The following is an 18,429-nucleotide window of genomic DNA, read 5'->3' on the forward strand; positions in this document are numbered from 1 at the left end:
GTTTAACAACGAAAACCTTATCTTATATTTTTTAAAAAAATTCATGGGGATATACCTTATCAAAAAAGCATACCCCCATACCGTATTTCCGCGATTTCGTTAAGTTTCCATAAGCAGAGCCATCGCTTTAAAAATGCCTAAATTTAAACAAACAACGAACCGTTTATTGCTGTCATTGAGCAAGTGGAGCAGGTAATACAAACGTCCTTTGAGCCAATTCAGCATCAAGCATGAATATAGGCTGTATGTTGTCTCCTATAAGCTCTAACTTGTCAACAAGTCTCTGGAAGCTCTCTTCTTCTTCTACCTGCTCATTAACAAACCACTGCAAAAATGTATTTGTGGCATGGTCTTTTTCCTCAATTGCTATATCAACAAGCTTATGAATCCTTTCAGTTACAGTCTTTTCATGATTCAAAGCCTTTTTAAAAAGGTCTAAAATGCTATCAAAGTTTTCCTCAGGTTTTTCTATTGGGTACAAAGTCACTTTCCCATCCATACGGTATATGTACTCGTAAAGAATTCTCGCATGGGCAAGCTCTTCTTGTGTCTGAACTTTAAAAAAATTAGCAAAGCCTTCTAAGTTTTTCTCTTGAAAATAATTTTCCATTGCAACATATAGATATGCAGAATAAATTTCGTAATTCAACTGTTTATTTAATCCTTCTAACATCCTGTTACTCAACATACAAAACACACCTCTCATTCTATAGTATTATTGTACTTCCTTATATTTCTATTGTACATTTTTAGGAGCCAAAAAACAAGTAATAAGCCAGTATTTTAAGAATTTCCTTGAATCTTCCCTTGTTTAGCTACTAATTCTTTTTTCTCTTTTACTTTCTCTTCATCGGCAAGATAATAATGCCTTATAGGCTTTAAATCATCATCAAGCTCATAAACTAAGGGAATTCCTGTAGGGATGTTTAGCTCCATTATCTCCTCATTTGAAAGATTGTCAAGGTATTTCACAAGCCCTCTCAAACTGTTGCCATGAGCGACTATAATGACCTTTTTACCAGATTTTATAGTTGGAGCAATTGTAGATTCCCAATAGAGAATAACTCTGTTAATTGTATCAATCAAGTTTTCAGTAAGGGGAATTTCCTCTTCAGAAAGGTCAGCATATCTAGGGTCAAAACCGGCATACCTTGGGTCATCTTTTGTCAATGCAGGAGGCCTTACATCAGCAGACCTTCTCCATATTTTTACCTGCTGTTCTCCGTATTTCTTGGCAGTCTCAGCTTTATTGAGCCCTTGAAGTGCTCCATAATGCCTTTCATTAAGCCTCCATGATTTGTAAACCGGTATCCACATCCTGTCCAATTCATCAAGAACAATCCACAAAGTTCTTATAGCCCTTTTAAGTACAGAAGTAAAAGCACAATCAAAAGTGTATCCTTCTGCCTTTAAAGTTTTGCCACTCTCTCTTGCCTCTTCAATACCTCTCGGTGACAGATCCACATCCGTCCAGCCAGTAAATCTATTTTCCATATTCCACAGGCTTTCTCCATGCCGCAGTAAAACAACCTTATGCATACTTTTTCCCACCTTTCACATATTATATATCAAAAATTTATACAAAGATTTTCTGTCTTTTCATACTCTATCCTGTTTTCTTAATTATATCTCACTTAAAACTTAAATACAATAGTATTGATAATTATTCTTATTTAAGATTTATATGTATCCGAAAATCTATATTTATAAAATACTATCTATTTACGCAATTTTTTGCAAAATAATGGGTATTGCCAGATTATTTTACTTTGACAATGCCATCTCCCGGTTTATCAACCATTATAACAAGCAAATAGATTTATTTAAATTATAGTTTTATTTCAAATTCAATTTCATGCAATATCGGTATATTATCATATCCATATAAAGGAATCTCGGGTTTTATCTTTCGTGCTTCCTGAACTGCATTTACATAAAGTGCAACCATATTGAATCCTCTTTTTTGGTAAAAACGAATCGCTCTTATATTATCATTGGTTGTAATAAGCCAAATTCTTTTACATCCTTGCTCCTTTGCCTTATGTATTACACACTCTAACAATTTACTACCGATACCTTGATTTTCAATTAAACTATCAAGGGATACTATTTCACATTCCTCATTATCAATATTATAGGTTATTAAGCCATTTATATCATTATTTACAATAGCCACATACCCTGGTAATTTGTCCATTAAATGAACTTTACCTTTTGAAACCATTATTGGTGAACCCCAATTGCGTATTATAAAATCTATTGCTTTTTTCTTTAACTTTTCATCAATTGGCTTAATAACAAGCATGACATTTCACCTCTACTATCTTCTTGAATCTTTTCATCGGAAAATTATATCTTTTTTGCGCTATTAATTTCAACTGTTGCTTCCTTTCTCTCGCATTTTCACTATTACTAATTCTCAACACATAGTCTCTGCTTACTATACCCTATCCTGTTTTCTAAATTATATCTCAATTATTCTCCTGGTTCCAACAATATTGATAATTATTCTTATTAGGTGAATTTATAATGAGAAAAGCCAATTTTAAGGAATGTATTGATAAAATTGATAAAATAAAATCAAAAAAAGAAATAATTTTTAAAAACATTTAAATTCTAAAGGAAAACGTCTTTTTTCTGCATATCCATACCCTTTTTCAGCAGTATATTTTCTTCTAAAAGTTAATTCCTTTAATGCTGTAACTTTATTATGATTCTGTATTCTCGACATATCTAAATAGGGGGTTATATCTATATACTCCATTTTCAAGTAAGCTTTATACTGTGTATCGTAAAATCTCTCAATTGTATTTTTGATTAAATCCTTATCATCTTTAAGAATATAAGAACAACCAGATAGCAAATTAATTAAGACAAATAGAATAACTGCCAATTTGAGAAATTTTTCAAGCCAACTCATCTTTTCCCTCCCATCTCCTTCTTCCTTTTCCATTATAACTTCTTAAATGTTAAAATTTATTAAAAAACTATTAAGTTTTGATTACAAAATGGTTACAGTATAAATTTTTATTTAAGAAATATAAAATTCCATTCTCCCTTGACTTAAAAGATTAAGTGTATTACAATACACATTAGGAGGTGTATGTGATGAGAACAAATATAGTCATAGATGAAAATCTCATCAAAGAAGCGTTAAAAATCTCAGGATTAAAAACTAAAAAAGAAGTTGTCAATTTGGCTTTAAAAGAATTTGTAGAAAATCGCAGAAGAAAAAATTTAATGGAGATAAAAGGAAAAATACAGTTTGATGAAAATTATGATTACAAAAAAATGAGGGAAGGCAAATGATTTTGGTAGATACATCTGTTCTAATATCTTTTCTGAAAGGCATAGAAAATGAAAAAGTAAAAAAATTTGAAGAAATAATACAGAATAATATCCCCTTTGGAATAAACAATTTTATCTATCAAGAATTATTACAAGGAGCAAAAACTGAAAATGAATTTAACTTAATTAAAGAATATTTAGACACACAAAAATTCTATGACCTAAAATATGGCACCAAATCTTATGAAAACGCTGCAAAATTGTATTTCAAGTGTAAGAAAAAAGGAATCACTATTCGCAGCACCATAGATTTACTTATAGCAGAAACAGCCATTGAAAATAATTTATATTTGTTACACGATGATAAAGATTTTTCTTTAATTGCACAAGTTGATGAAAGATTAAAAGAGTATTGATAAGGGCTGTCTTTTTTATTGACAGCCCATTTTTCTTCAAACTATTGTTTATTACGCACCCAAGCATAAAAGCAAAAGACTTTAAATTACTCGCAAAAAGGTTTGTCAATAACCTGTTCCTAAATAAATTTAATAGCTTTCTCCAAAAATCTTTTTATACAAATCTTCACCATAGCTTGTTTGAAGTGGTTTGCCTTCGGTTATTTTAAAAGTACGTTTTCCGTCGTTTCGTCTTTCGGCTCGTAAAAAAATAACATTCTCCAGTTTTTTATTATAAAAACTATAGGCAAATTCAAACAAATGTGTCACAAAGAAAACTTTGATGCGTTTTTCAATCAATGCAGTAATTATTTGCCTTGCAATTTCCGAACCTTCTCTTTCATTTGTCGCAGCAAATGATTCATTAAACAGTACCATGGAATTTGGCTTTATATTGTCTACTATATCACTCATCCTGCTAAGCTCTTCATCAAGCTTTCCACTTTTCATGGTAGCATCTTCTTTCCGTTTATAGTGGGTAAAAATCCCATCACATATGTTAGCAGAAAAATACTCGGCTGGCACAAACATACCACATTGCATCATCAACTGAGCCAAACCTATGCTTCGCAAAAAGGTAGATTTACCCCCTTGGTTAGCACCTGTAATTATTGCCAGATCTTTATTATCAGCATTTAAATCGTTGCCCACGATTTTTTGTTCCATTGTCAAAGCCAAACAGACATCGTATAATCCTTTAAAAGAATGCCTACGTTCACTGGATGCTACCGGAATAGGAAAAGACACCGGCTCTCCAATTTGGGCAAGTTTCTCATATAAATTCAAACAGCCAATGTAAAAAGCCAATTCAGTCCGTAATATGTTAAAAAAACTGAGAATATGATCAGCAGACTGAGCAAGTGCATTTGCCACGAGGTTGATTCCTCTGTCTTTTAAGTCAGATAAAGCTCTTGCCCCGCTTTCATCGCGCTCACTTATATAAAAAGTATAAGCATCCGGTCTTTTTGAAAAAATCCTGTCTATTAGACTTTGTTTTTTATCCTCCTGTTTGCGAAGAATATAATTGACGCCTTTATTGCCTTTACCCAACTCAGCACTGATCAAAATTCCATCGCGAAATTCCAGTTCTTTTAAATGATTTTGGATACTTTCAAAATATTCATCATCAAGTTCTTTTTTGAGCATTGTAAAAAACCTTTTAAAGCCCTCTGATTCGAATTTATCAGCATGTTGGTCGGCAATACTCTTTAGTTTTTTCAGCATTTCCATAAACATATGCAATACATCCATTGAGCTATGAAGTATAGCTGCAGGGTACCTGGTGAAAATGCTAAAATAATACTTTTTCTCGTTTTCAATTGCTTCTACTGCTATATTATAGATATTCCTAACAATGGAAGAATTTTTTAGAGAATCCTTCAGAACATCTTGGCGATATAATATTGTATCCAGATCACTATACACGCTGGATAAAACAGATTTTTTGGCTACTTCAAATAAAAAATTATCACCAAGGGACATAGCATTGAACAAAGTGTTTAATTCTAAATCCTGTATCAATGCTTCTTCGTTTGAGGGCAATTTTTGTTGCAGGTCAAAATCATGATCTCTATACATAAGTAAAACTTTCATGATTTTATCCTCTCCTTTAAGCAGTTATACGTAAGCCTATATTTTTCAGCAATTGATATGGCGTATGAAAGCCCATCAGGAGGTCTTCTAACAATTTTATATGTGCGTAATGCCGGATTCTCAGGAACTACCGTACTGACCATACTTACAATTTTTTCGCTTAAGAATGCCAATTCATCTATAAATGTTACCCAGACGCACAGCACATCTAATTGCATTATTTTTCCCATTATCTTCTTACTTAAAAATAATGCGTCTTTTGCTGTGGTAGATGTAAAAATTTCATTCATTATTATAATACTGTTTGATGTGGCCTGGGCAAGAATATTGTAAATTCTAAGCAATTCATCTTCCAGTTTTCCACGAAGATCTTTAATATTTTCTTCCTTTTCAAAATGTGTAAATAGTTTATCAAAAAGAAAGAGTTGCGCTTCCTTTCCGGGAACAGGGCAGCCTATACTGGCCAAATAATGCAATTGTCCAAAAGTGCGTGCAAATGTTGTTTTGCCTCCCTGGTTCGGACCGGTAATTACAAATATACGCTCTTTACCTTTTAAATAAAAATCATTACAAACAACAGCCGAATTTTCGTTGATGAGTTTATAAGCCAGAGCTAAATCAAATCCTTCGTAATTATAAACTTCCTTGCATTTACTAGATATTTGCGGATAACAAAATTTTAGTCCAGCGCGCTTGAATAGTGCCATATATTCCAAATAAGCAATATAAAATTGTACTTCCCTATCAAAAGTAGCTATTGTCTCATCTAAATAATCACTATTTTTCATACAATAATTATCAAGATTAGAAAATATATCATGATATAACTGAGCTACTAAATCCAATATTTTTGCTTCGACATGGTTCATATCTGGCCAATCAGAAAATTTGACTTTATAATCCTTTGCTGCTTCCTGTTTGAATTTTTCAAACGTTTTTTCTACTTCTATACTGTAATCAATTTCAGATTCATATTTACGAACCGTCACACGGTTACCTTTTATTAACAAGCAATATTTTACTGTAGACAAATCAGCTTTAAGTTTTTTCGTTTCACTCAGTAGCAGCTGAAAACGGTCAGAATTAATATAATCTATCAAATATTGACGAAATGCTAAAAAACCACGAGATTTTAACTCTACAGAAGACAAGTCTTCTACTAAATCAGTAATTGCATCACAGTAGATTTCTACAGCATCCAAAAACCATCTTTCTTTCTGGTATTTGTAGTAAAGTTTGTCTGCTTGAGCAAGGTGTTTGCGCATTTCTTGCATTTTTTCCGCAAATGATTTTATATCCTCAAGCAAAACTTCATTTTCAAGATCTTGCATTATTTCATGGCGATACTTGATAGTATCAATATCGTTTAAAGGAGTGTAAAAAAACAGTTTTAAATTATATTCTTCTTTGCCTCTTGTTATGACATCTATAATTTGATCAAGATTTAAGTCAACAAAAAAATCAGGCGCTTCGAATGTTTCTTTTTTTACTCCATCTTCGTTTTTTTCAAATAATATGCTATGGAAAGGCATAAGAAAGTACCTCCCTTTCAAAGTTGCAGGCAAATGCACTAAATATAAAAAAGCTGACAACCCCTACGTTTTTACCGTAGAAGCCATCAGCTGTTTATCAGCAGTTCGGATTTTCCAAAAGGGGGCTTCATCCCTTTTTGAATATTATATCACTTTTTTATGAAGCCTGCAAGAATATGTGAAAATTTACTTCAAAGCATAATGTTTATGTTTATTTGTTTAAAATAAAAAGATTTTTGTATTGTTTTATATCCAAATTTTGTAATACTGCTTATTATTCTATAAGTAAACTTAACAATATAAAATACTTGATATCATTATTTTGTAGTATAATGATAATATGAGAAAAATAAATATTCATTCATTTTATGTTTTGGGAGGGATCTTATTGAATAAAGGTAAAAGTATAACATTCAATACTTTAATACATTGGGAAGAATTTCGCAAGCGTATTATAGTTGAAGGCATTATAACAGGTTTCTTTGTTGGATTGATTATTGCTATTTTAAGATATATTCTTGAAAAAACAAATATTCTTGTAATAAGTGTATACAAAATTCTTCATACAAATCCTTACTTGTTAATTGGCTGGATAATTTTCCTTTCTCTAATAGGCTTATTATTGGGTATAATAGTGAAAAAAGAACCTATGATAAGCGGTAGCGGTATACCTCAAGTTGAAGGCATGATTATCGGTTATATAAAAGTTAATTGGTTTCGAGTTTTATTGTTAAAGCTCATAGGTACTATTTTAGCGATAGGTGCAGGACTTTCTTTAGGGCGTGAAGGTCCATGTGTGCAAATTGGTTCTTCAATCGGACAAGGAATAAGTAGGTTGTTTGGTAGATTTAGAGTTGAAGAAAAATACCTTCTTACATGCGGAGCTAGTGCAGGGCTTGCAGCAGCTTTTAATGCACCACTCGCAGGAGTTATTTTTGCTCTTGAAGAACTGCATAAAAATTTCTCACCATTGGTACTTGTATCTAGTATGGTTTCATCACTTACATCAACTTTTGTAGCTGGTGAATTATTAGGAATCAAACCTATTTTTAATCTGAAAAATCTAGCAGTAATGCCGCTTAATAATTATCTTTATCTTATTTTACTTGGAATTATCGTTGGTTTATGTGGAATCGTATTTAATAAAACTCTTTTAAAGACTCAAGATATATACAACATGTTAAAAATAAAATCACATGTGAAACCAATAATACCTCTTATTATATCTGTTGCAGTTGGACTATGGGTACCTATGGCGCTTGGCGGCGGTGAAGGTCTTGTCGATACATTAAGCAATAATAGTTTTAGTTTAAAATTTTTAATTTTGCTATTAATTGTTAAATTTTTATTTACTATGGTAAGCTATGGCTCAGGTGTACCAGGAGGTATTTTTATGCCTCTCCTTATAATAGGTTCACTGATTGGCAACATATACGGAACTGTAATAATCAACATAATGCATATAAACCCTATTTATATCAAAAATTTTATTGTATTTGCTATGGCAGGATATTTTGCTGCTATAGTTAGGGCACCGATAACAGGTAGTTTGCTCGTAACTGAAATGACCGGTTCATTTTCTCATTTGTTGGCCCTAAGCACTGTCTCTATAACAGCATACCTTTCATCAGATTTGTTCTCAAATATGCCGATTTATGAATCTTTGTTAGAACGTCTGCCAATAAAGAAAGGACAAAAATCTATTACCGCCAATAAAAAAAGAAAGACGATTTTCGAAATGCCTGTTTGTGTAGGCTCAAGTTTAGATGGCAAAAAATTAAAGGATATTAGTTTGCCCCAAAGTTGCTTACTTGTTGGCATAAAGAGGGGAACGCATGAATTAATACCAAAGGGAAATACGAAAATTCTAGCCGGCGATTATCTAGTAGTCCTTGCAGATGAAGATAAAGCTACAGAAATTAGAGAAATTTTGTTGAATATGACACAGAAGTGAACAAATCTTAAATAAACACGGGGACGGTTTCTTTGTCCGAGTCGGACAAATGAACCGTCCCCGTGTTTATTGGGAAAAAGGGAATCACCATTCGCAGCACTATAGATTTACTCATAGCACAAACAGCCATTGAAAACAATTTATATTTGTTGCACGATGATAAAACTTTTTCTTTAATTGCACAAGTTGATGAAAGATTAAAAGAGTACTAAAAAGAAGTCTGTATAAAAAAGTGGCAGCCTTTTTTATTATGTATTTATTGCACTGGAAGAACTTCAGCAGCACGTTCCAATTCGTAACCTTCCGGAGTAACCATTCGAAAAAGCATTATTCGGCTCTTTGTTTCTTTATCCACCATTATCCCAGCATCACTATAGTTTATCCTCACCGTTTGGTAACCTTGAAGTTGAGGTTCAACTACCACCAACCATTCATCATCCAATCGGTAGATTTCTTTAACCTTATGAGATAATAGCCATAGTTCAAAAGAATGTGATGAATTAAAAGAACTGCCGACTGGTTTTTCCCAGTCTTCTGAAAATCCAATCATGTAATACAACCCTGCTCCTTCAGAAAGTCCTCCGGTATAAATGAAAAAGTTGCGTTGAGCACAACTAATAAGTTGTGTTATGTCACTATATTTTCCTCCCATAAAGGTACTATGCCAAGCTTTAGAGTAAATAGGTCGAATCCAGCTATCATCTTCGCTGGTAATTTCAAAAGGAACTTTACAACCAAGCGAACGGATATCTTGAATAGAATGAATCTTATTTTGTTCTAAGAACTGTTTAATTTGTTCTCTGTTCCAATCGTTCACTATTGTGTTAGGTTGTTCTGGCTCAATGGCATGTAACCTCTCCAACAGCTTTGAAGTTATTTTTACTGTATAACCTTCACTGCTCTGTTCCAACTGGACATCAGCACCTAATGCTTTAGCAATCCACTTTACAGGGACCATAGTTCTTCCGTTAATAATTTGCGGTGGAACGTCTGGTTTGATTTCTTGGCCGTTAACAATAATCTTAATATGATTAGAAATCTTAATATTATTAGATGCGAAAACACCTGCAGCAAAGGCTAGTAGTAACATAACAACACCTGTAACTACTGACCACTTTTTCATCACTGGTAAAATCCCCCTGCTTTTATTTTTTATTTCATTATACCACTTTAAATGTTAAAATTTATTAAAAAATTATTAAGTTTTGGTTACAAAATGGTTACAGAGTAAATTGTTCCTTCCCTAGTATCCTTAGTATAAAGTACATAGGTATACTTGTATCATTCTAAAAACAATCACTTATCCAACAAGATATAATCTTATCCGAGAACCAAACTCTTTCCACAATCATCTATAAAGTGAGAAGGTCATCCGGATGACTCATCTCATCGCAAAATAGGAGGTGTAAGATTGGAAATCATACAAGAAGTAAAGAAAGCCAAGCAAGGAGACAAGTCTTCCTTTGCAAAACTCATATACCATTTTGAAAAAGACATGTATATAGTGGCAAAAAGCATATTGCAGGACGACAATGACTGTGCTGATGCCGTATCTGAAACTGTACTAAAAGCTTATGAGTCTATTTCTCAATTAAAACATCCAAAGTATTTTAAAACATGGCTTATGAAAATTTTAGTAAACAATTGCTACCAAATAAAACGCCTCCAGAAAAGAGTAATAACAGTAGATGACTTCCCTGATATTCCTGTACCCCAGGAAGAATACAACAACACAGAATTGTATCAAGTGTTAAACAAATTAGAAGATGATTTAAAAGTAATAGTGGTAATGTATTATTTACAAGACATGTCAGTTAAAGAAATTTCTAAAATATTGGATATTCCGGCGGGTACTGTAAAGTCACGACTTTCAAGGGCACGAAAGCGAATGAGAGAAATATTAAGTTTGGAGGGAGGTAATGTATCCTATGAACCGAAAATTTGACAGACAAATACGTGACCTTTTGCAAAAGAGCAATATTGAAGTGCCTGAAAACTTTCATAAAAGAATAGAAAATACCTTAAATATGATAAAAGAAAGGAAAGGAGACAACAAAGTGCCAAAAAATACTACTTCTAAGAAAATCACCTTAGGAGCACTTTTAAAAGTAGCTTCACTGTTAATCGTAACAATACTAACAATAGGAATAATAGACCCTGCTATAGGAAAAAACATACCTATAATCGATTCAGTATTTGAATATCTTTCAAATAGAGGTATAGAAAAGACTGAATATCAAAAATATACTGTAGGAATAGGTGCTTCACAAATCTCTAAAGGCGTTGAAGTGACACTGAATGAAGCGGCTTTTGATGGATCCAGATTGGTGGTGGGATATATAATAAAAGCTAACCATCTCCCAAAAAAAATAGAAAAAGATAAAATTTTTGTTGATAGCAGTGCTGAAACAGCAATAAATAATGAAAATTTATCTGCTGGTAGTAACACTGTTTCAGGAATCTTAACTAATGACAATACTTTTATAGCATCGGCAAAATATGAACTTGTAAGAGGATATCTCGATAAAATCCCTTCTTCTATAGATGTAAAAATAAACATAAGAGAAATAACTTTTTATGAAGGAACAAATAGACACACTATTAAAGGCAATTGGAATTTCAATTTTACAATTCCTGCCTCCAAAACTAAAGTAGATTTAAAAATACTCGAACCAAAAATTGTAATCAATGACAAGTTAGGTAAAATCAAATTTAATAAAATAATTCTTTCACCTTTCTCCACCAGCATAGAAATTGAAGCTCCACAAGACCCTGTAGTAGGTTGGTACGAATACACAGACGAATATCAATATATGCAGCCAAGTCTATGGACTGTAACTGATGATAAAGGCAATATCCTAAAGTGGGAAGCAGAGTATAATCTTTTTGATATAAATGGCAAAGTAGAAAAAGACAAAGCCTATCCCAGATTAATAAAATTCTCTCCTGTCAGCTCCGATACTGCATATATAAATATCAAATCCAGTAAATTTGAAGTAAAATTGCCTGTAAAATAACACTTAAATAGGGGGCCGGTTCTTTTAACAAAGAACTGCCCCTATCTATATTATTAAAACTCCCTATTTTTATAAAACTTAACAGATAATAAACATGAAACCGTCAGTATAATAAGCGCTAAAGCAGTTATAAACAACATTTTCGCTGTATCTGATTGATTCATTATAAAAGATACAATATTTTGAAACCAATCATATTTTCCAAAAAGTCTTATAACATAAGATATGCCATAAGAAAACCCAAAAATCAAAATAATGTACATAATCCCAGAAAAACCATGTCCAAATTTAAACATTAAAGGAAGGTATATGCCATTTAGAAAACTCACCGCCAGTATGCCGTAAATTACAGCTTTAAAATTGATAGGATATACATGAATAGGAAAGCCTAGTACTTTTGTGGCTGCTGCAACTAACAAATAAATAGCTATGCCTATTGCTGAATAGACAAATATAGACAGGTATTTTGCCAATACAATTTCATGCCTTCTTAGAGGCAAACTATTTAACAAAATATCAGCTTTGTTTGTCTCATCAGCTGAGCTTGCAATTATCATTCCCATGTATGTCATACCTGCCATTATTCCTACCGCTGCGAAATTTCGGAAAGTCGGCACCCATACCATAAGAAAAGCAGCAGTAAGCAGTAAAATTTTTTTGCTTATCAGTATATCCTTTAAAATCAAACTGAACATTTAAACTCCTCCTTTGTAAAATATAACATCACATCTTCTAAAGTAGGTTTCTCAACAATGACAGTATCTTTTAAAAGCTTTTTTATTTGCTTTTTATCCTTCACTAATCCTTCAAACCCAAACTTATTTTCCTTAATTCCTACGAAATATTTTTTAGTATCCTCATTTAAAACGTCTTTGCTGCCCTTGACAATGCCGTAATTTTCTACAATTTCATCTTTTGTGGTGCTAAATATTATTTCACCTCTATTAATCAAAGTAATGTAATCGGCAACTTTGTCTAAGTCAGAGGTTATATGAGTTGAAAAGAAAATACTTTTGTTTTCATCTTGTATTAAAGAAGAAAAAATGTCCAAAAGCTCACTTCTTATCAAAGGATCCAGCCCTGAAGTCGGCTCATCCATAATGAGAAGTTCAGCCCTATGGGACAACGCTATGGCAAGGGCAAATTTTATTTTCATTCCCCTGGATAAACTCTTTATTTTTCTTTTAGCTGGCAAATCAAATTCTTTTAAATACTTCATAAAAGCTTCCTCATCCCAGTTTTTATATAGGTGGGCTATAACTCGTTTCATTTCAGAAATAGTTAAGTCCCCATAAAAATAACTCTCTTCATATACAAAACCAATTTTCTCCTTTATTTCCCTTTCATGTTTTATATTATCCAACCCAAAAACTTTGATTTCCCCTCCATCTCTTTTTAGCAAATTCATAATAAGCTTAATAGTCGTACTTTTCCCTGCCCCATTAGGTCCAATGAAGCCCATAATAAACCCTCTTGGCAATGAAAAACTGACATCTTTTAATGTAAACCCTTTAAAACTTTTTCTTAAATTCCTAACCTCCAAAATTGGCTCCACCTTTTAGACCTCCTTATACAAAATCTCTAACATCTCTCTTATCTCTTCTAAGGATAAGTTTACTGCTTTTGCAGCTATAATCGCTTCTACTAATTTTTCTTCTACAATTTTTAGCCGTTTCTCACGCATTAATTCTTTGTTTTGCGTTGCTACGTAAGTGCCCTTTCCGGGAATTGTAGCAATGAATCCTTCTTTTTCAAGTTCATCATAAGCCCTTTTTGTCGTAATTACGCTTATCTGCAGCTCTTTTGCTAAATTCCTGATAGATGGAAGCAGTTCTCCCTCCTCCAACTCTCCTTTCAAAATTGCTTCTTTGATTTGCCTGACAATTTGCTCATATATAGGCTCATCCGCTGAATTTGAAATGATAATATTCATCTATTACAACCTTCCCCTTTATGTTATTACTGTATATGAACATTATATACAGTAATAACGTTTTTGTCAATATTTTATTGTGAAAATTTACCTCAGAGCGTGATACAGCAGCTATTAAAAATAAAATAGCATATTCTTTAAAAAGAGGAACATAATAAAACGCTCAAAAATCCTTAAAAAAGCAATATTGACCAGTTTGTTAATCTTACAATTTGACTTCTTTTTTGAATTGGTTTACAATCAAATTGATAAAAATTATATAAAAATGGGGGAAAAGTAAAATGAGATGGTCATTAGAAAAGCTTTATACCTCCTTTGACAGCGAAGAATTTAAAAAAGACAACGAAAAGATACTTTCATCAATTGAACACATAAAAAAGTGGTGCGAGGAAAACCTCCAAACAGGTGAAAATGCAAAAGAAAAGCTTGAGTACTACATAAAGTTTAAAAATGAACTGGGAGACCTTTTAGTAAAAGTGAGGGGCTTTTCTTTGCTCTCTTTAAGTGTAGATGTTAAAAATGAAAAAGCCCTCAAAGCAGTTGAAACCCTTGAAAATGTTACAACAATGCTGGCAGAGCCTGAAACAAAATTCAAAAGGTGGCTTTTAAACCTCAAAAACGTAGATGAAATAATAGAATCCTCTTCATACCTTAAATCTCATGAGTTTTACGTAAAAGAAACAATAAAGGAAGCCGAACACCTCCTATCAGAAAAAGAAGAAATAATACTGGCAAAAATGAAAAACACGGGTTCAGAAGCATGGGCAAAGTTACATGAGTTTTTAACCTCCACACTACTTGTAGATATAAACATAAATGGAGAAGAAAAAAAACTGCCTCTTTCAGTTGTCAGAAACATGGCTTATGACAAGGACCCTTACATAAGGAAGACTGCCTACTTTGCAGAGTTAAATTCCTACAAAAAGATAGAAGAAGCCTCAGCCGCCTGTCTAAACGGAATAAAAGGTGAAGTCCTCACTGTAACAGAATTGAGAAAATACTCTTCTCCCCTCGAAATGACGTTACAGCGCTCTCGTATGGATTTTGAAACCCTTGATGCAATGTTAAAAGCCATAGAAGAATATTTACCAGTATTTAGAAAGTATTTAAAAGAAAAAGCAAAGCTTTTAGGTCACAAAGAAGGACTTCCTTTCTATGATCTCTTTGCCCCTGTAGGAAAACTGGACAAAAAACTTACCTTTGAAGAGGCTAGAGAATTCATTGTAGAAAACTTCAAGTCTTTCAGTGAAGACCTGGCAGAATTTGCAGATAACGCTTTTAGAAATAATTGGATTGATGCAGAACCTAGAGAAGGCAAGAGAGGAGGAGCCTTTTGCTTTAACCTGCATCCAATAAAAGAAAGCAGAATTCTCGCAAACTTTGATGGAAGTTTTTCTAATGTTTTGACATTAGCCCACGAATTAGGACATGGATACCACGGCCATCTACTGGCAGATGAAACATTAATCAACTCAAGGTACCCTATGCCCATAGCTGAAACTGCCTCTATCTTTAATGAGCACATAATAGTAAACTCCGCATTAAAAACGGCAACTAAAGAAGAAAAACTGTCAATTATAGAAAATTCTCTCCAGCGCTCCACTCAAACCATAGTCGATATTTACTCAAGATTTTTATTTGAAGATGAACTCCTAAAAAGGCGAAAAGACCATTCCTTATCTGTGGAAGAACTAAAACAAATGATGATAGATGCTCAGAAAAAAACTTATGGAGATGGACTTGACCAAAATTATATACACCCTTACATGTGGATAAATAAACCCCACTATTACGATGCTGACTTAAACTATTACAATTTCCCTTACGCTTTTGGTGAACTATTTGTAAAAGGCCTAATTTGCAAGTACAATCAAGAAGGAGAAAAATTCGTAGAGGAGTACAAAGAACTTTTATCCCAAACAGGTAAGAAAAATCTTTACGAATTAGGAAAAATCGTGGGATTTGACATACATTCTGTCGACTTCTGGAGAAAATCTCTCGATGTCATAAAAGAAGAAATAGAACAATTTATTTCACTGATATGACCCCAAACCCAAACAAAAGGGATGGTTTCTTTTGTTTGGGTTCTGAACTGTCCCCTTTGTTTGGGAGGGCTAAGTTTTTATATCTTTGGTGCACCTATAGTTTTTCTTTTCTTCAATATATTTTTAAGATCTATCGCCCCATATACATCTTTTTCTATTACATCGCTGAATTTTTTAAGTTCTTCAAGTGATAACTCTTCAATTGGTAAGTTTCGTTCTATCGCATATAAGACAACTTTGCCTGCAATTTCATGGGCGGTCCTAAAAGGAATACCTTTTTGTACAAGATAGTCTGCAAAATCTGTAGCATTCATGTAACCATATTTTGCAGCTTTTTCCATCTTCTCAGTCTTTACTTTAATTGTCTTTATCATTTCTGTAAAAACTCTTAAAGACATTTTTAAAGTGTCTATTCCATCAAACAAAGCCTCTTTATCCTCCTGCATGTCTTTGTTATATGCAAGAGGAAGTCCTTTCATCACAGTAAGTATTGTAATCAAATCGCCGTAAACCCTGCCGGTTTTGCCCCTTATTAATTCTGCTGCATCGGGGTTTTTCTTTTGCGGCATCATACTGCTTCCTGTTGAAAATCTGTCGTCCATCTCAATAAAATCAAATTCTTTGGTGGACCACAAAATTAATTCCTCTGAGAACCTACTTAAATGCATCATTGTTATAGAGGCAAAGCTTAAAAATTCTATTACAAAGTCTCTATCGCTTACACCATCCATGCTGTTTAAAGTTATATCATCGAATCCTAAAAGAGATGCCACGTATTTTCTATCAATATCAAAGGTGGTACCCGCAAGTGCACCAGAGCCTAAAGGCATTACATTGACTCTTTTCACCATATCCTCAAGCCTTGATAAATCTCTTTTAAACATTTCAACATAGGCAAGAAGATAATGGCCAAAAGTCACAGGCTGTGCCCTTTGCAGATGCGTATATCCCGGCATAATCGCCTTTTTATAAGTTTCAGCCATTTCTTTTAATGTATCTATAAGTTTTATTAAATCCTCTTTTATTTTGTCTATCTCTTCTCTCAAATAAAGCCTTTCATCTGTCGCAACCTGGTCGTTTCGACTTCTTCCTGTGTGAAGTTTACGCCCTGTATCGCCTATTTTCTCAGTTAAAAGCCTTTCAACATAAGAATGAACATCTTCATCATTTGGTATCTCTCCTACATTGGTTTCATCAAGAATTTCCTTTAACCCTTTTTCTATTAAATTGAGCTCATCTTCTGTCAGCACTCCAGCTTTATAAAGCCCTTTGGAATGGGCGATTGAACCTAATATGTCGTGCTTTAGAAGCCTAATATCAAAAGAAATGGAGGAATTAAACTCCTCCATTAGTTTGTCCGTCTCGCTTTTAAACCTACCTCCCCACAGCTTCATCCATATCCTTCCTCTCCATTTCCATCAACGCCTTAATTTTTAAAGAAAGTCCAAAGAGATTTATGAATCCTTCTGCATCTTTTTGATTATAAACCTCATCTTTACCAAAAGTTACAAATTCTTCATTGTAAAGAGAATAAGGAGATTTTGCTCCTGCATTTATGACATTTCCTTTATAAAGCTTTAGTCTTACAACACCCGTTACATTTTTTTGCGTTTCCTCCACAAAAGCGTCTAGCGCAGCTTTAAGTGGTGAAAACCACAAACCGTTGTAAACAAGGTCTGCATATTTTTGTGAAACCAAATCCTTAAACCTCATTGTTTCCTTATCAAGCACAAGATATTCAAGTTCTTTGTGAGCAGCGTGAAGCAGTGTCCCTGCAGGAGTTTCATAAACACCGCGAGATTTCATCCCTACAAGCCTATTTTCAACAATGTCGGCTATCCCCACACCGTTTCTTCCTGCAATTACGTTTAATTCTTCTATTAATTTGACAGGTTCTAAAGCTTTGCCGTTTACTTTCACAGGTATGCCCTTTTCAAATTCTATAACTACATATTCCGGCTTATCTGGGGCTTTGTCAGGTGGGGTGATTATATCGTAAAGGTCGCTTTTAGGCTCATTCCAGGGGTCTTCAAGGTCGCCACCTTCATGGCTTATATGCCACAAGTTATTATCGACACTGTATATTTTTTCTTTAGTAACAGGGATTGGAATCCCTTTCTTTTTCGCATAGTCTATTTCATCTTCCCTTGATTTTAAATCCCATATCCTCCACGGGGCTATGATTTTTATTGAAGGGTCAAGAGCATGTATTGATACCTCAAACCTCACCTGGTCATTGCCTTTGCCTGTCGCACCATGAGCTATTGCCTTTGCACCCTCTTTGTGGGCAATCTCCACAAGTTTTTTGGCAATTAAAGGTCTCGCCATTGAAGTGCCTAAAAGGTATTTCCCTTCGTAAACAGCACCAGCCTTTAAAGTAGGAAATATATAATCTTTGACAAATTCTTCTTTTACGTCTTCAATATATACTTTACTGGCACCACTCGCTAAAGCCTTGTCTTTTATATGTTTAAGTTCTTCTCCCTGTCCTACATCAATGCAAGCCGCTATTATCTCACATTCATAGTTTTCTTTAAGCCATGGTATAATTACTGATGTGTCAAGTCCTCCTGAATAAGCAAGCACCACTTTTTCGCCTTTTAACATTTTTA

General features: G+C 33.5%; 18 protein-coding genes and 1 riboswitch. Of the genes, 6 read left to right on the plus strand and 12 right to left on the minus strand.

The window, feature by feature from the left end; genetic code table 11:
* Positions 1-172: 172 nt before the first annotated feature.
* The 4 genes from THEWI_RS12405 to THEWI_RS12420 all read right to left on the minus strand — a co-directional run bounded on the left by THEWI_RS12405 (position 173) and on the right by THEWI_RS12420 (position 2,920).
* Positions 173-688 carry a ferritin gene (locus THEWI_RS12405; RefSeq protein WP_014063624.1) on the minus strand — a complete coding sequence of 172 codons (516 nt, stop codon included), beginning with the start codon at positions 686-688 and terminating at the stop codon, positions 173-175.
* Between the two features lie 95 nt (positions 689-783).
* The gene (gpmA, locus tag THEWI_RS12410) at positions 784-1,539 is read right to left on the minus strand and encodes a 2,3-diphosphoglycerate-dependent phosphoglycerate mutase (RefSeq protein ID WP_014063625.1); all 756 of its coding nucleotides are present in this window, start codon (positions 1,537-1,539) and stop codon (positions 784-786) included.
* 289 nt (positions 1,540-1,828) lie between these two features.
* Positions 1,829-2,305 carry a GNAT family N-acetyltransferase gene (locus tag THEWI_RS12415; protein WP_014063626.1) on the minus strand — a complete coding sequence of 159 codons (477 nt, stop codon included), beginning with the start codon at positions 2,303-2,305 and terminating at the stop codon, positions 1,829-1,831.
* Between the two features lie 294 nt (positions 2,306-2,599).
* The gene (locus THEWI_RS12420) at positions 2,600-2,920 is read right to left on the minus strand and encodes a hypothetical protein (protein WP_014063627.1); all 321 of its coding nucleotides are present in this window, start codon (positions 2,918-2,920) and stop codon (positions 2,600-2,602) included.
* Between the two features lie 188 nt (positions 2,921-3,108).
* Here THEWI_RS12420 and THEWI_RS12425 point away from each other — a divergent pair, with 188 nt between their 5' ends.
* Together THEWI_RS12425 and vapC are read left to right on the plus strand one after the other, a co-directional pair.
* Positions 3,109-3,309 carry a type II toxin-antitoxin system VapB family antitoxin gene (locus THEWI_RS12425; protein ID WP_003869707.1) on the plus strand — a complete coding sequence of 67 codons (201 nt, stop codon included), beginning with the start codon at positions 3,109-3,111 and terminating at the stop codon, positions 3,307-3,309.
* The gene (gene vapC / locus THEWI_RS12430; RefSeq protein WP_014063628.1) at positions 3,306-3,704 is read left to right on the plus strand and encodes a type II toxin-antitoxin system VapC family toxin; all 399 of its coding nucleotides are present in this window, start codon (positions 3,306-3,308) and stop codon (positions 3,702-3,704) included. The genes THEWI_RS12425 and vapC overlap by 4 nt, the downstream gene beginning before the upstream one ends.
* A gap of 129 nt (positions 3,705-3,833) precedes the next feature.
* Here the strand turns inward: vapC and THEWI_RS12435 are convergent, their stop codons facing one another.
* Entirely contained in the window at positions 3,834-5,336 is a 1,503-nt protein-coding gene (locus tag THEWI_RS12435) for a MutS-related protein (protein ID WP_014063629.1), read from the minus strand.
* A complete protein-coding gene (locus THEWI_RS12440) occupies positions 5,333-6,868 on the minus strand; it encodes a MutS-related protein (protein WP_014063630.1) in 1,536 nt (511 codons plus the stop codon). The genes THEWI_RS12435 and THEWI_RS12440 overlap by 4 nt, the downstream gene beginning before the upstream one ends.
* A 70-nt stretch (positions 6,869-6,938) precedes the next feature.
* Positions 6,939-7,012: riboswitch (Fluoride riboswitch) on the minus strand.
* A 244-nt stretch (positions 7,013-7,256) separates the two neighbouring features.
* Here THEWI_RS12440 and THEWI_RS12445 point away from each other — a divergent pair.
* Positions 7,257-8,822: a ClC family H(+)/Cl(-) exchange transporter gene (locus THEWI_RS12445; protein ID WP_014063631.1), complete on the plus strand. Its 1,566-nt coding sequence runs from the start codon at positions 7,257-7,259 to the stop codon at positions 8,820-8,822.
* Positions 8,823-9,078: 256 nt separating this feature from the next.
* Here THEWI_RS12445 and THEWI_RS12450 read toward each other — a convergent pair whose 3' ends face one another.
* A complete protein-coding gene (locus THEWI_RS12450; RefSeq protein ID WP_244262375.1) occupies positions 9,079-9,945 on the minus strand; it encodes a copper amine oxidase N-terminal domain-containing protein in 867 nt (288 codons plus the stop codon).
* A 288-nt stretch (positions 9,946-10,233) separates the two neighbouring features.
* On the opposite strand from THEWI_RS12450, the gene THEWI_RS12455 reads away from it, so the two are divergent.
* A complete protein-coding gene (locus THEWI_RS12455) occupies positions 10,234-10,767 on the plus strand; it encodes a sigma-70 family RNA polymerase sigma factor (protein WP_014063633.1) in 534 nt (177 codons plus the stop codon).
* Positions 10,751-11,839, plus strand: coding sequence for a DUF4179 domain-containing protein (locus tag THEWI_RS12460; RefSeq protein ID WP_244262250.1), 1,089 nt, complete (start codon positions 10,751-10,753; stop codon positions 11,837-11,839). Before THEWI_RS12455 ends, THEWI_RS12460 begins: the two co-directional genes overlap by 17 nt.
* Positions 11,840-11,892: 53 nt before the next feature.
* On the opposite strand, the gene THEWI_RS12465 is transcribed toward THEWI_RS12460, so the two are convergent.
* The 3 genes from THEWI_RS12465 to THEWI_RS12475 are packed head-to-tail and all read right to left on the minus strand — an operon-like array spanning position 11,893 to position 13,772.
* Complete coding sequence (locus tag THEWI_RS12465) at positions 11,893-12,534, minus strand: ABC-2 transporter permease (protein ID WP_014063635.1); 642 nt, start codon at positions 12,532-12,534, stop codon at positions 11,893-11,895.
* Entirely contained in the window at positions 12,522-13,394 is an 873-nt protein-coding gene (locus THEWI_RS12470; protein ID WP_014063636.1) for an ABC transporter ATP-binding protein, read from the minus strand. Before THEWI_RS12470 ends, THEWI_RS12465 begins: the two co-directional genes overlap by 13 nt.
* A gap of 3 nt (positions 13,395-13,397) precedes the next feature.
* Positions 13,398-13,772, minus strand: coding sequence for a GntR family transcriptional regulator (locus tag THEWI_RS12475; protein WP_014063637.1), 375 nt, complete (start codon positions 13,770-13,772; stop codon positions 13,398-13,400).
* Positions 13,773-14,053: 281 nt separating this feature from the next.
* On the opposite strand from THEWI_RS12475, the gene THEWI_RS12480 reads away from it, so the two are divergent.
* A complete protein-coding gene (locus THEWI_RS12480) occupies positions 14,054-15,817 on the plus strand; it encodes a M3 family oligoendopeptidase (RefSeq protein WP_014063638.1) in 1,764 nt (587 codons plus the stop codon).
* 77 nt (positions 15,818-15,894) lie between these two features.
* Here THEWI_RS12480 and argH read toward each other — a convergent pair whose 3' ends face one another.
* Together argH and THEWI_RS12490 are read right to left on the minus strand one after the other, a co-directional pair.
* The gene (argH, locus tag THEWI_RS12485) at positions 15,895-17,211 is read right to left on the minus strand and encodes an argininosuccinate lyase (RefSeq protein ID WP_014063639.1); all 1,317 of its coding nucleotides are present in this window, start codon (positions 17,209-17,211) and stop codon (positions 15,895-15,897) included.
* Positions 17,192-18,424 carry an argininosuccinate synthase gene (locus THEWI_RS12490; protein ID WP_003869693.1) on the minus strand — a complete coding sequence of 411 codons (1,233 nt, stop codon included), beginning with the start codon at positions 18,422-18,424 and terminating at the stop codon, positions 17,192-17,194. The genes argH and THEWI_RS12490 overlap by 20 nt, the downstream gene beginning before the upstream one ends.
* Positions 18,425-18,429 lie beyond the last annotated feature (5 nt).

Origin of the sequence: Thermoanaerobacter wiegelii Rt8.B1 (assembly GCF_000147695.2) — a bacterium.
GTDB lineage: Bacteria > Bacillota > Thermoanaerobacteria > Thermoanaerobacterales > Thermoanaerobacteraceae > Thermoanaerobacter > Thermoanaerobacter ethanolicus.